11 protein-coding genes are annotated in these 14,114 nt (G+C 37.9%); all 11 read right to left on the bottom strand.

The genetic code is table 11. From position 1 onward, the window contains the following. Positions 1–14 precede the first annotated feature (14 nt). A complete protein-coding gene (locus AABK36_RS01225; protein WP_309937201.1) occupies positions 15–2,285 on the bottom strand; it encodes an NADP-dependent malic enzyme in 2,271 nt (756 codons plus the stop codon). A gap of 111 nt (positions 2,286–2,396) precedes the next feature. Next, positions 2,397–3,476 carry a DUF4837 family protein gene (locus AABK36_RS01220; protein WP_309937200.1) on the bottom strand — a complete coding sequence of 360 codons (1,080 nt, stop codon included), beginning with the start codon at positions 3,474–3,476 and terminating at the stop codon, positions 2,397–2,399. A gap of 195 nt (positions 3,477–3,671) precedes the next feature. Beyond that, positions 3,672–5,165: a lytic transglycosylase domain-containing protein gene (locus AABK36_RS01215; RefSeq protein ID WP_309937199.1), complete on the bottom strand. Its 1,494-nt coding sequence runs from the start codon at positions 5,163–5,165 to the stop codon at positions 3,672–3,674. Positions 5,166–5,532: 367 nt separating this feature from the next. Then, the gene (locus tag AABK36_RS01210) at positions 5,533–5,736 is read right to left on the bottom strand and encodes a Sec-independent protein translocase subunit TatA/TatB (RefSeq protein WP_309937198.1); all 204 of its coding nucleotides are present in this window, start codon (positions 5,734–5,736) and stop codon (positions 5,533–5,535) included. A 207-nt stretch (positions 5,737–5,943) separates the two neighbouring features. Further along, complete coding sequence (locus tag AABK36_RS01205) at positions 5,944–7,191, bottom strand: murein hydrolase activator EnvC family protein (RefSeq protein ID WP_309937197.1); 1,248 nt, start codon at positions 7,189–7,191, stop codon at positions 5,944–5,946. Then, a complete protein-coding gene (gene lolB1 / locus AABK36_RS01200; RefSeq protein WP_309937195.1) occupies positions 7,175–7,954 on the bottom strand; it encodes a lipoprotein insertase outer membrane protein LolB1 in 780 nt (259 codons plus the stop codon). Before lolB1 ends, AABK36_RS01205 begins: the two co-directional genes overlap by 17 nt. Further along, a complete protein-coding gene (locus AABK36_RS01195) occupies positions 7,947–9,692 on the bottom strand; it encodes a tetratricopeptide repeat protein (protein WP_309937194.1) in 1,746 nt (581 codons plus the stop codon). The genes lolB1 and AABK36_RS01195 overlap by 8 nt, the downstream gene beginning before the upstream one ends. Before the next feature lie 8 nt (positions 9,693–9,700). Further along, positions 9,701–10,708, bottom strand: a complete 1,008-nt coding sequence (locus AABK36_RS01190) for a sugar nucleotidyltransferase (RefSeq protein ID WP_309937193.1) — start codon at positions 10,706–10,708, stop codon at positions 9,701–9,703. 37 nt (positions 10,709–10,745) lie between these two features. After that, complete coding sequence (gene dut, locus AABK36_RS01185; RefSeq protein WP_309937192.1) at positions 10,746–11,177, bottom strand: dUTP diphosphatase; 432 nt, start codon at positions 11,175–11,177, stop codon at positions 10,746–10,748. Positions 11,178–11,202: 25 nt separating this feature from the next. Beyond that, on the bottom strand, positions 11,203–12,714 hold the full coding sequence (locus tag AABK36_RS01180; protein ID WP_309937191.1) for an oligosaccharide flippase family protein: 1,512 nt from the start codon (positions 12,712–12,714) through the stop codon (positions 11,203–11,205). Between the two features lie 95 nt (positions 12,715–12,809). Next, positions 12,810–13,595: an enoyl-CoA hydratase/isomerase family protein gene (locus AABK36_RS01175; RefSeq protein WP_309937190.1), complete on the bottom strand. Its 786-nt coding sequence runs from the start codon at positions 13,593–13,595 to the stop codon at positions 12,810–12,812. Between the last annotated feature and the right edge of the window lie 519 nt (positions 13,596–14,114).

Below are 14,114 nucleotides of genomic sequence, written 5' to 3'. Positions count from 1 at the left end.
AATATTATCACAACCTAATGATTTTTTTGCTGAGAATCCACTACAGCTATTGCTGTCAGATTGATAATCTCTCTTTCCGAGGCTCCCAACTGCAAAATATGGACTGGTTTATTCATTCCTAGTAAAATAGGTCCTGTCGCTTCAGCGCCTCCTATTTCCATTAGAAGTTTATAAGCAATATTACCAGAAGACAAATTAGGGAATATCAACGTGTTAGCTCCTTTATCAGACAATTCACTGAATGGGTACATCTCTTGTTGAATTTTTGTATTCAAAGCGACATTTGCCTGAATATCCCCATCGATCACCAAATCAGGATATTTGTCCTTCGCTTTTTGCGTTGCTTCAGCAATTTTCTCAGGCGTATTGCCTTTTGCAGAACCAAAGTTGGAGTAAGACAACACCGCTACTCTCGGCTCAATGCCCAAAGACTTGACATAGTCAGCTGTAATACCAATGATATCCACCAAGTCATCAGAACTCGGATTAGCATTCACTGTCGTATCCGCGAAGAAATAAGTCTGTTTTTTATTCGTAACGATATACATACCAGCGACTTTCTCGCTTTTTGGGCTCTTGCCGATAACTTGCAAAGCCGGATTCAATGAGCTAGGATAATCCTTAGTCACACCTGCGATTACTGCATCAGCATCTCCCATCTCAAGCATCATGCAACCGTACATATTGCGATCCCTCATCATACGCTTGCCCGATTTCAAAGTAACTCCTTTTCTTTTCCTCTTCTCGAAAAGTTGAGCGCCATAAGTTGCTCTAGCTTCTTTCTCCTCCACAGGGTTGATAATCGGACAACCTTCTAACGACAAGCCTTCCTCTTCAATCAGCTGATTAACTCTCTCTCTATTACCCAACAGAATTGGATGCGCTATGCCTTCCGCTTTTACGATTTCTGCAGCTCTTAGTGTAACTCGAGATTCCGCATCTGTAAATACGACTCTCTTCGGATCTTTCTGAGCTTGAGTAATCATGCTCGTCACGATTGATTGATCGATACCAATTCTTGCCTCCAATTCCTTAGCGTAAGCATCCCAATCACTAATGCAATCCTTGGCAACACCTGACTCAATCGCGGCTTTGGCAACTGCTGGAGATACCGTTGATATCAATCTAGGATCAAATGGCTTAGGAATCAAATACTGTGGGCCAAAACTCAGTGAGTTGTCGTTATAAGCGGCTTTCACACTTTGCGGAACAGGCAACTTAGCCAATTCTGCTAAAGCATGCACAGAAGCCAATTTCATCTCTTCATTTATCGACGTAGCTCTTACGTCCATCGCTCCTCTGAATATATAAGGGAAGCCCAAAACGTTATTCACTTGATTAGGATAATCCGATCTTCCAGTAGCGATAATAGCGTCAGGTCTAGCCGCCACAGCAACATCATAAGCAATCTCAGGCGTAGGATTAGCCAGCGCGAAGATGATTGGCTTGTCAGCCATAGTCATAACCTCATCAGCCCCCATGATATTCCCTCTAGACAATCCTAAGAATACGTCAGCTCCTGTCAATGCTTCCTCCAAAGTTGTAATGTCTCTGTCAGTAGCAAACTGGAATTTCATTGGATCATTCTCAATGCCAGGTCGATCTTTTCGAATCACGCCTTTACTATCCAGCATAACAATATTTTCCTCTTTTGCTCCAAGAGCAACATAGAGCTTCGATGAAGCAATTGCAGAGCCTCCCGCGCCACTAACCACTATCTTAACTTCATCAATACGCTTTTCAGCAAGCTCCAAAGCATTAATCAAGCCTGCCGCTGAAATTATAGCCGTACCATGTTGATCATCATGCATCAAAGGAATATTCATTTCCTTCTTAAGAACTTCTTCAATCTTAAAGCTTTCAGGCGCTTTAATATCCTCAAGGTTAATTCCTCCGAATGTCGGCTCCAAAGATTTGACAATTCGAATAAACTCATCTGGATCCTCAGTATCGATCTCAATATCAAAAACATCAATTCCGGCAAACTTCTTGAAAAGAACACCTTTTCCTTCCATAACCGGCTTTGAAGCCAAAGCTCCTATATTTCCTAGGCCAAGCACAGCTGTACCATTTGATATAACTCCCACAAGATTTCCTCTTGATGTATATCTGTAAGAGTCTCCAGGATTTTTTTCAATTTCCAAGCATGGCTCTGCCACTCCCGGAGAGTAAGCCAAAGCCAAATCCAATTGTGTAGTTAGAGGTTTTGTGGGCACAACTTCTATCTTTCCCGGTTGTCCCATTTCATGATATGCTAAAGCCTCTTTTTTCAACTTTTTTGACATAGTAAGTGTATTTTCGTCAAATTTTCATCTTGCTCCAATAGCACAAAACCATTGGCTTGTTTGCCAATGGTTTTAGTCTGCGCTATCAGCGCTATCAAAATATCATTTTTATTAATCTGCCTTAAAGGTCCACAAGATTGCTTCCATCTCTCTCAAATCTTCTCTCAGCTTCTTGTCTGGGCCATAAATAAACGTTTCCAAATAATAAAGTCTCTGTCGAGTTTCATCAACAAATGCGTAACTAATAAAAGAACCACCCATAGAGTTGTTGCTAAGCTTCCAAGCTCCTCTGGATTCTAATGCATAACGATTCTCAAAGTTAACTTCTCTAGTTTCAACAGGCACTCCTGTTTGAACAACTTTAAACGTCTTCGCATCCAAGCCTTCCACATATCTATTCGCCTCATCTCTAAAAGCCGCAATTGAATCTATAGACAGCTGTTCCTTGGACACATATGGCTTATACGCCACTAGTATATTTTTATCTTCCTTTGGACTAACATTCTCCCTAAACCAAATCAAACTATCGCTTTGCTTTGCAACTTTATATCCATAAGGCACTTGAAGCGAAAAGCCATACTTCTCTTTCAAAAGATTCGTAATCTGTGGTTGGAATTTCTTCTCTTTTTGAATTCTGTTTAATTCTTCTTGATTAAGAATATCTCGAATTTGTTGAGCATGCTTGTTAATATTCTTTGCCAAGTCAGCTTGATTAACACCAAACAACTGCAACAACACCTGTCCTTTTGCAAATTGATTGTATCTGATTATTTTATAATAATCAGGATTAGACTTCATTTCATTAAAAGCCTTGTCATTAAAGTTTTTTTGCAATTCTTTCGAATCTTCCGAATCGACATCAAATGTCGTTACGAAAATCAAATTCCTAGAATATTTAAAAACACTGTTGAATTGTTTTGGAGCGATAAAGTGAACTTTGTACTCAGGCTCTGAGCGTATAATTCCAGGAGTTTCTCTCTGCAATGCATTTTTCAATGCTTCTCCTACTTTCCCTGCTTCCACTGTTGTGTCAATAACCACAACAACTTCGCCGACAGCTCCTGTCGCAGGTCTAATCGCCTTAGGCGACGATTTATCTTTTTTCTCTTTCTCTACATTCTCTTTTTGCTTCTTTTCTCCACAAGAGAAAAGCGCAAAGAAAATAAAAGCAAACGCCAAAAGGTTTTTCATAATGATATCATTAAAGCTATTATCCAATAGTCAACACTATTGCACAAAAAAAGTATAATAAAAGTCATAAAAAAACTTAAAGATTGATTTTTTAGATGCTCACTCTTTAAGTTTCATGATTCATTAATCGACAAAATAATTTAGCCCAAAAATAATATCAAAACAAAATTATAACACACATATTTTAAAAAACGCCTAACTAATTATCAATTTCTGCCCAGGCTTGATCATATTTGACCCAAGGTTGTTTAATTTTTTTATTTTTTCAATAGTTAAGCCTTTGTACTTATTCGCTATGCTCCAAAGACTATCGCCCGGCTGGACAAGGTGCACTCCCGAGTCAGGAATACTTTGATTAGCCTTGACACTTGTTGATTTGGCGTAGGAGTCAAAATGCGAAGATTTCACATAGATTTTCAACTTTTGTCCTTCACGAATAAAACTGCTCCTCAGGTTGTTCCATGCCTTGATATCCCTGACTCTAACTCCATGCCTTGCGGCGATTCGGCCCAAGACATCTCCTCTTCTCACTCTATAAACGACCTTTTCTCTACCCCAAGTGCTTCCAGCCGAATTCTTAGCTAATTTCTCCAGTTCCTTCTTTCCTACTCGCTTTGCGGAATCCAAGATTGCCACTTCATTCGCTCTGAAATAATCCATTTTATGTTCAGGCAAATTCAAACTATACCCTTTTAAATGCGATGGCACAGCATCTCTTTTCAACTCGGGATTAATAAAACGAATATCTTCAATCGGCACTTCCATCATATCCGATACCACTTTCAAATTCAAAAAGTGATTCACAATAATTGTATCCGATGGTATAGGATGCTTCTCAATTCTTGAATATAGCTTATGCTCTTCAGCATGATTGAACATATATGTAATTGCTACAAATTGAGGCACATAAGACCGCGTCTCCCTTGGCAAGTGTCTATATATTTCCCAAAATGTCTTTTTATAGCCAGATCTTCGAATAGCCTTTCTGACATTGCCCGGACCGCAATTATAAGCGGCCAGCGCCAATTCCCAATCGCCAAATTGAGCATACAAACTCTTCAAATACTTGCAAGCTGCTTCTGTGGACTTTTCAGGATCCCTTCTCTCATCATAATAAAAATCATACTTCATCCCGTAATATCTGGCAGTCATCGCCATGAATTGCCACAAACCAACCGCGCCTGCTCTAGACCTGACATGAGTCTGTAATCCTGATTCAACTACTGACAAATATTTTAATTCATCAGGCAAGCCATGGCTTTTCAACTTTTCTTCCATCATCGGGAAGTAAATATCCTTGCGACTCAATGCCATACGTGAATAAGCTCTATCCCTCACTACATAATAGTCCACAAAACTCTTTACTCTATGATTGAAATTCAACGGAATTTGACTCTCTATCTTTGACATTCTTTCCAATATCTCCTCGTAAGAAGCAACAGGTATCTCCTCCTCAACACCAACGCTTGCCACTCCCTCAAAAATTGGAGCCAATCGATAGCGATTCCCCATTCTTTGCAAATCCTCGTCTTCTTGTCTTAAAAACTCAAGATTCTCCTGCAGATCAGCCAAGACTTTAATTCTTAGATCACCGGGCCCGACCGTATCCTTTCCGACACTTTCGATACTCGCCAAAACAAATGATAAAACACCTACCAACAAGAAAACAACACTTCTAGGACTATACATCTTTACGTTCAATTACAATTGTATAATGAAACACTTCACTCATATATGCTGCATGAATTAATAGAGCACCAACACCACAATAAAAAATCGGGCCCTCATACTTGAGCAGAATTCAAACATTAAATTAACAGCCACTTGCTGTAAATGTTATTACTAGACTCAAGAACCCGCACGCGCATCTCAGATTTCAACTCCAAAAATACAAGCATTTAAACCGCCATTTTCAATACCCCATTTAAAAAATGTTAATTCAACTTTCAACATGCTTTCAAAGGCGATTATCAATACTAATCTTAAAAAACCATTATGAAGAAAAAAGCCAATGACAAATGCTTGCCATTGGCTATATCTTTTCCTAATGCTTTTCCTACTTTTTATCTATGTGCTTACCCGCATCATCGATTTCATCCTTAATTTCCTTAGTCGCATCCTTGAACTCCCTAATCCCTTTTCCTAATCCTCTTGCCAACTCTGGTATTTTTTTCGCACCAAAGAACACGATAACAAAAAGAACGATTACGATGATTTCTGGACCGCCGATACCACCTATAAATGCCAATGCTGTATTCATATTATGTTTTGTTTTTCATTTAAGCACATATGTGCAATATATTTAGGCCGAGCCTGCAATTACAATACGATCCAAAACCCTGATACAAAGATTGTTAAGCAGACTATCCATATAATACAGAACGTAACAAATATACACAATTATATCTAAGACCTCAATAAGATATTAATTTTTATCATTGATTATCCAAGACAAGCTTGTAATACGTTACTTTTTTGTCAACCAATACTCAGGATTTAGATTTTGTTGCTTATGCCAAAGCTGGAATTGAAGTTCTGTACGTCCCGATTTGTCAGTATACACAACTCCCACTTCTTGTCCTTTAGCAATTTTATCTCCATTCTTTACCGTGACGCTCTTAAGCTTTGCATAAACTGTAAAATACTGTCCATGTTGCACGATAACTACGTTATTCATCGCTCCAGGAACTTGCGCGATGCTTTTTACGACGCCATCGTAAACAGCTCTAGCTTTTTCTCCTTTTTTGGTCTGAATATCAACACCTTGATTCTGAATGGAAATTCCTTTTAACACTGGGTGTTCTATCTTCCCAAACTTTCGGGAGACAAATCCATACCCAACTGGCCACGGAATCTTCTTCTTATATTTCCCAAAACTAGCTCCGGAAGAAATACTTGCGCTAGGAGTCTTTACACTGGCTTTTGCGTTTTTAATATTCGCTTTTGCCTTAGCCTCCTCATCTTTCTTTTTCTTAGCCATTGCCAAAGCGATTTCTTTTTTCACCACTTTTGCAATCAGCTGATCAAGCTTCTTAACTTCTCTTTTATACTTTTCTATATCGCGTCTCAAGCTTTTCTTTTGCTTGGATAATGACGCTAATAAAGACGCTTGTTTGTCTTTTAAAGTCTCAAGTTGTTTTTGCTCAGCAAGCTTTGATCTCAAGGCTATCTCTTTTTCAGCCTTCTGAAGCTCAAATATCTGCTTTTGCCCTAAAAGCTCCTTGCGCGTCTCTTTAATCACAACTATTTGCTTATTCCTCGCTTCAGCATATTGCTGCAGATATTTCATTCTTAAGAAAAATTCTCTAAAATTAGATGAGGAAAAAATCAACAAAATTCTCTGAAACCCATTGTTAGCTTTTTGAGCGAGATAAAGCATCTCGCCATATTCCTTCAAAATATCCTCCAAATCTTTCTCTAAATCCGAAATGACATTCTCTTGCTTTTTCAACTCCTCGGAAAGAAAATCGACTTCATCGTTAAGAGTCTTCATCAAGTTCTCACGATCCTTGATTTGTTGATTCAAAGCATTAAGGCGTCCTATGGAAACACTTTCTTTGCCTTCGACTTCCTTTAGAATTTTTTCCGATTCGGATATTTTCTTTTGCTCTTTTTTCTTTTGCGTCTCCAGCTTGCTTTTACTGTTTTGAGCCAAAGCAACAGAATTTACTGCAAGCAGCAATACAAAAAAAACAAGCCTAATACTTCCGTTCATATTTTTTGGCAATCTTAAATGGATAACGCTGCTTTTCACCAAGCTCTACCTTATTTGCCTTGATGTCAATCTTAGTGCTAATCACATCATCATCAGTGTAATATATAAGATCCACTGAATTATAAAAAGGGAAATAAACGCTTCTTTTTTTCTTTGGTATATTTTTATCTATAAACTTGAAATCAGAGTAATTAATTGTCAAAGTATTATTAGTCCCCGGATCGTTAATAGATACTTTTTCAACTTTTAAAATCGCAGGATTAATTCGGTTTTCAACTTCTAACCGCTTTCTTTTTTGAGTAATAACTACAGCGTCCTCTTTACGGTCCACTTTATCCCTCATCTGCTGAGGATAAATCATATTCCCTATGATAATAGACTCAACCACTCTATAATCAAGCTTTGACTTGAATTTCTCACTCAACATTTCATAGTCAAATGCGTAATACTCTTTTTTCAACTTATCCAAAAGAAATACTGAGTCTTGAGTAAATAATGCTCGAGCAACTTCAACTCCCAGACCAGGACTTACAGAGCACCAAATCAAGGAATCTTTTTTTATTCTAAAATTTGCTACTGCGGAAACACTCTTTCCCCCACTTTGAAACTTAATTTTGCTCTTCATAGATATGGCTTCAAAATCCAAATCATCCACCACAATTTTCTCTGTATCAAACAAAGTAAAATTAAAAAATTGCTTCTTGCATGAAGACATCGTTATTGATACTATTACCAATAACCCCAAAATAAATTTATTATTCATAAAGCTTTTTCTCAGCTATCTTTTTCTCCAACAAATCTGAAATCTCATCACCCTTTTCTATGGCCAATTTCCATTGTCCCAAAGCTTCTTCTTTTCTGTCAAGCTTGTACAATACATCGCCATAATGCTCATGAATGGTGCCCGAAGGCTCTTCATCCACTGCTTTTTTCAAATAATATTCCGCTTCACTATATTCTCCAAGTTGGTAAAGAACCCATCCATGGGTATCAAGGTAAGTCGCATTATTTGGAAACTTCAAAACCAATTTGCCAGACATTTCCTTTGCCTTTTCAAGGTTTTCCTTTCTGAGAGACAAATAATAACTATAATTATTCAGCACATGATCGCTTTCAGGATCAGATTCCAATGCTAACTCGTAATATTTGTCTGACTCTTTAAAATTTTCAAGTCCATGGTTTACGTCTCCAAGCTGTCCAAGCATCAGAGTATATAATTGAGTTTGACTTTTTGACAACGGAAGCCCTGCTTTAAGCAATCTTTCAGCCTTAGCATACTCCTTGTCCATCAAATAAGCCGTGCCTCCAAAGAAATATAATACTGACTGATTAGGGTACCTCTCAATAGCTTGCTCCGATGATTCGATCGCATCTTTGATCATATTGTTTTCTAATTCAATATTGATCACATTCTGCCATATATTCAAATTATCACCATCTAATCCCAAGCTCTTTTTGTAGAACTCCAAGGCCTTAAGCCTATTCTCTTTAGTGAACTCCAAGTCTCCCTGCAAAGTATACACAATCGCTTCATCTGGATGCGAATTCATCACAAGATCGCTTAGCTCTTTCAATTCTACATATTGAGTAGAATCCATGCTCGATTTCATCTTTCTGACAATGAAGTCGACCTTCATATTCACATCCAATTTTGGATCTGCAAAAGATTTGGATACTTGTTCCGCAGCCTTAGCCTCTTCGCCTTCAGATGAGTAAATACCTGCAAGCCTCATTCTCGCAGGAGCCGAACCTGTTCTTTCCACCAAGCTTTCAAGGATTTCCTTAGCTTCATCCTTGCGATTGTTCGCATGCATAATTTCAGCTAAAGACAATACAAACGAATCCTCCGAAGGATACGCATCTATCAATTTCTTTCCTTCCTCTATAGCCTCATCAAGCTTGCCTTGTCCTAAATATATCTTTTGAACTTGTTGGCTCACCTCTGGATTCAACCCATAGATTTCCTCTACTCTCTTGAATGCGTCTATAGCCATGTCCTCATTTTTCTGATACATATAGATCGCAGCCAACTCATAATAGTATTCTTCCGCATCATCAGTGTTTTCAATCATGGTCTCATAAGTCTGAGCAACTGATTCGTAATCACCCTTGTGAGTCTGAATTTGAGCAAGAAGCAAATAATAATACTTATTGGAAGGGTCTAATTCCAAAGCTTTATTCGCATGAGGCAAAGCCGCATTGAATGCTTGAGTTATAGAGAGGACTTGTCCCATTTTAAACTGAATGGCCGCATTATTAGGCGTTAGTTCATCAGCTTTTTTAAATGCCTCAAGCGCTTGAGGGTACTTTTCAAGAATAAAGAGCCTTTCCCCTTCAGTAAAATAATACTCGGACTTCAAAGAGTCAGAAATAGAAATTCTCTCAATTCCAGTTTTTGAATCTTTCTTCTTGCGTTTTTGCGCTTGTGCCGAATCTGCAAAAAGCAATGAGCCGGATAAAATCAGGCTCAACATTATTCTACTTAGGGTGCTCTTATTCATATATAATCTTATTCTTCTATTCTATTATAATCTCCCACACTCAAATTCCTCGCCTTGCCATCATACACAGAATGGCTTCCGAACATTGAACCCGTAATATTAGCCTTTCTGATAACGCTCTCATTTTGGATTATTGTATTATCAATGCGGGAATCAGCAATGTCAGTTTTCTTGCCTATTGACACATATGGACCAATAACGCTGTTTGTAATCTTCACATCCTTGCCGATATAGCATGGAGGAATAACAATCGAATTTATCAATCTCACAGAGTCGTCAACGAGCTTGTCATCGCGGATATATTCTAGATAACGCTTGTTTGTGTTAACTGTTGCGTTTTTATTTCCACAATCCAACCATTCTTCAACCTCGCCAGGATAGAATTTAACGCCCTGCCTTTTCATAGCCTCAAGAACCCTTGTCAACTGATACTCTCCGCTGTCTTTCAGATTGTTGTCTATGATATGCTCTATCTCTTTGCGCAAATGTTCACCATCCTTGAAATAATAAATCCCAATAATGGCCAAATCCGACACAAATGTCTTTGGCTTCTCAATGAATTCTCTGATAACATTATCTTCGCCAAGCTGGACAACACCAAATGCAGATGGGTCTTCCACTTTTTGAACCCAAATTATTCCATCCTGTTCCACATCCAATTGAAAATCGGCTTTGAATAATGTATCCGCAAAAGCAACGATCACATTGCCTACCAAAGCTTGCTTGGCGCAATAAATAGCATGCGCTGTTCCCAAAGCCTCCTCTTGATAGAATATCTTACCAACACCTCCAACACTCTTAGCCACAGTTAAAAGGTGCGCTTCCACTTCTTCGCCAAAGTGCTTGCCTATGACAAACCCAATTGTATCAATATCTCCTCCGCAAACTTTTGCGATATCTTCCACCAACCTTTGTACTATAGGTTTTCCTGCAATAGGCACCAAAGGCTTTGGCACTGTCAACGTATGAGGTCTCATTCTTTTCCCCATACCCGCCATCGGAACGATTATATTCATTTTAAAAATCTTTATTATTTTCTAAAAAAGTTATGTCTTATTTTCCTGTGCTTCCATAGCCGCCAGCTCCTCTATCAGTCACTGATAACTCCTCTACGGGCTCCCAAGAAATTTGCTCATGCTTAGCTACTACCATCTGAGCTACTCTTTCGCCATTTTTAATTTCAAACTTTTCATTTGAAAGGTTCACAAGAAGCACCTTAACTTCTCCTCTATAATCAGCGTCAATAGTTCCCGGTGTATTCAACACTGTCAAACCATGTTTGAACGCCAAACCGCTTCTTGGCCTTACTTGAGCCTCATAACCTACAGGCAACTCCATGAATAATCCCGTCGGGATCAAAGCTCTTTCCAAAGGTCCTAATATCACTGACTCTTCCAAGTTAGCATGCAAATCCAAGCCCGCCGAAGCTTCCGTTTGGTATTTAGGAAGCGGATGACCGGATTTATTTATCACTTTCACATTCATTAATTCTGAATTTTCTCTTACAATATCAATTTCGCAAATTTATGTCTTTTATTATTTTAAATTGCCTTTTTTCAACTAAAAAAATAAAAAACAAGAAAATCAAACCTAAAGATAGGTCAACAGCTTTTTTCAATAAGAATTGATCGAACTGATAAGTAGTCGAAACATAGACTACTGCTATTCCAACACCCAAGTATGCAAACATTGAGACAATATCATAAGGAATCGGGAAATACTTTTGTCCTAATACATAGCTGACAACAACCATAAAGCCATAAGCTACCAGCATGACATAGGCGCTTCCCATATATCCGTACATTGGAATTAAAATAATATTACCAACTATCGTAATTAAAGAGCCTGCCAATGAGATATAGCTCCCATATTTTGTCTTTTCAGTCAACTTAAACCAAATGGACAAGTTAAAATACACTCCCAAAAGCAGATTTGCGATCAAAAGATAAGGAACAACATCCAACCCTGTCCAATAAATCTTATTGGTCAAAAACAGCGAAGCAAGAATATCAAGATTGGTTGAAATTCCAACAAAAGCAATAACTCCAAAAACCACAAAATAACGCATTACCTTGGCAAATAATTCTGGCGACTTCTTGTCTTTTGCTCTTGAAAAGAAAAAAGGCTCCGAAGCATATCTAAATGCTTGAATTGCCAACTGCATGAATATCGCCAATTTGGAACAAGCTCCAAACACTCCCACAATATCAATATTCGAGCTACCCGGATACAAACCTTCGGGAATATATTTTTCAAGCATGATAATCGGCGCTTGATTATTAACCACTCCTGCCAAGCCTATGAATATCAAAGGAATCCCATACGATAACATGGGTTTCAGATATTTCTCGAAATTCAAAGAAAACTTAAATGCTCTCAGCTCGCTCCACAACATAGGCACAAGCATTCCATTCGCAATAAGATTGGCTAAGAAAACATATCTTGGCCCGCCTTCAGGCATATACCAACCTGAAATCAAACTACTTCCCAACTTCGTTTCTAGCAATATTGGGCAAAGAACAATAAAGAAAACAACCAGAAATATATTTAAAAGAATATTTGAAATCTTAATCAATGCGAACTTTTTAGCTTTCCCTTCCAAGCGCAATCTTGCGAAAGGAATCGACACTATGGCGTCCACTGCATAGATACAAGCAAACCAGAATATATACTCAGGATGTCCTTGCACTCCAACAAAACTGCTGATAGGATCGGCAAAAGCAATCAATAATCCTGAAAACAACACACTTGTTAAAATGATCGCAGACAAAGATGAATTATAAATGCTGTTTTTCTGTTCAGGCATCTTGGTGGCAAACCTAAAGTACGAGGTTTCCATCCCATAAGTATAGACAATAATAAAAAAGGCAGAATAAGCATACAGCAAACTGACAACACCCATCTGTTCCCGAAGGAAATAACTAGTATAAAGCGGAACCAACAAATAGTTAAGCACTCTGCCTATGATACTGCTTAACCCATAAATCGCCGTTTCTCCAGCTAGCTTTTTCAATGCCCCCATATGGCGTTGATTTTTTATTATAGTGATGCAACAAAATAGGGCTCACATGAGCCCTATAATCTTAAAACGTATATTATACTGTATTATTTCTTAATTTATTCTCCGATAAAGTTAGGTTCTCTTTTTTCAACAAAAGCTTCTATGCCCTCTTTAAAATCCTGAGATTTGAAGCAATTTGAAAAATTATTCGACTCAGTCTGAAAACCTGTTTCCGAATTGCCATCAGCCGCATTCACGCAGTTGATAACCATCCCTATCGCCAAAGGAGCCTTAGAGGTAATCTTCTCCAACAAACTATTACATTTGAACGTCAACTCATCATCATCGGACACTACCGTATTAAGCAAGCCTATCGCTTTAGCTTCAGTCGCTGAAATCTGATCGCATGTCATCAACAATTCCAAAGCCTTGCCTTTGCCTACCAATTTAGGCAGTCGTTGCGTTCCACCAAAACCTGGTATCATGCCAACATTAGCTTCAGGCATGCCGAACTTAGCTTCTTCTGTTGCGATCCTCAAATGGCAAGCCATAGCCAATTCCAATCCACCGCCGAGGCAATATCCCGTAATAGCTGCAATAACTGGCTTATGACAATTTTCAATCAATGAAAATAGCTCTTGACCTGTCTCAGAGTACTTTCTCCCATTGAGTTCGTTCAATTGGGAAATTTCTTTTATATCAGCACCAACAACAAAAGCCTTATCTCCATCACCCCTTATAATCACACCTTTGACTTCATCTAAGTCATATACCTCTTGAATGACTTGTTGCAATTCCTCAATCATTGGAGTGTTGATAGCATTAAGCTTATCTTTTCTTGACAAAGTAATTGTCAAAATATGATTTTGCTGTGATACTTTTAAATACTCAAAGTCAGCCATTTTTTATCTTAATAAATGTAATGTTTAGTCAAATATAAACTTTGGAAATACAATCACAAAACCTCTTTTCCTATTATTGGTCTATTCCAACCAATTTTAGCAATGAAAATTAATTTTTTATGCGGAAAATTCATTTTTGAGAAGTGTTTTATGCGCTTTCACTTTCAAATTCTCGCGAAAAAAATAACGATGACATCGCTAACATATTTCCAATAAAATAATATTTTTCAATTAATTAAAGTGCCTTGCAATAAAAATGCAATATCCACACTAGATTGATTATTTTAACAAAAAATGAGCGTTTTTTTTGTAAAAAAAGTAGTATTGCATTCATCAACCCCTCTTATTTATCTCAATATCTTTTGCTGGGTTTATACTGATCTTGTTTCGTCCGTAACATTGCAGTTCATTAGCAGTTAAAATACTGTCGCTAAAAAACTTCAAAGCTGAAATAAAACTCTTCATCACAAAAGCATATTATATTCAGACAAAATTAGCTAAATTGTAAATAAGAAAATA

This window comes from Aureibacter tunicatorum, from assembly GCF_036492635.1.
GTDB lineage: Bacteria > Bacteroidota > Bacteroidia > Cytophagales > Cyclobacteriaceae > Aureibacter > Aureibacter tunicatorum.
The sequence above is the reverse complement of the archived record's forward strand: the minus strand, read 5'-3'. Positions and strand labels throughout refer to the sequence as shown.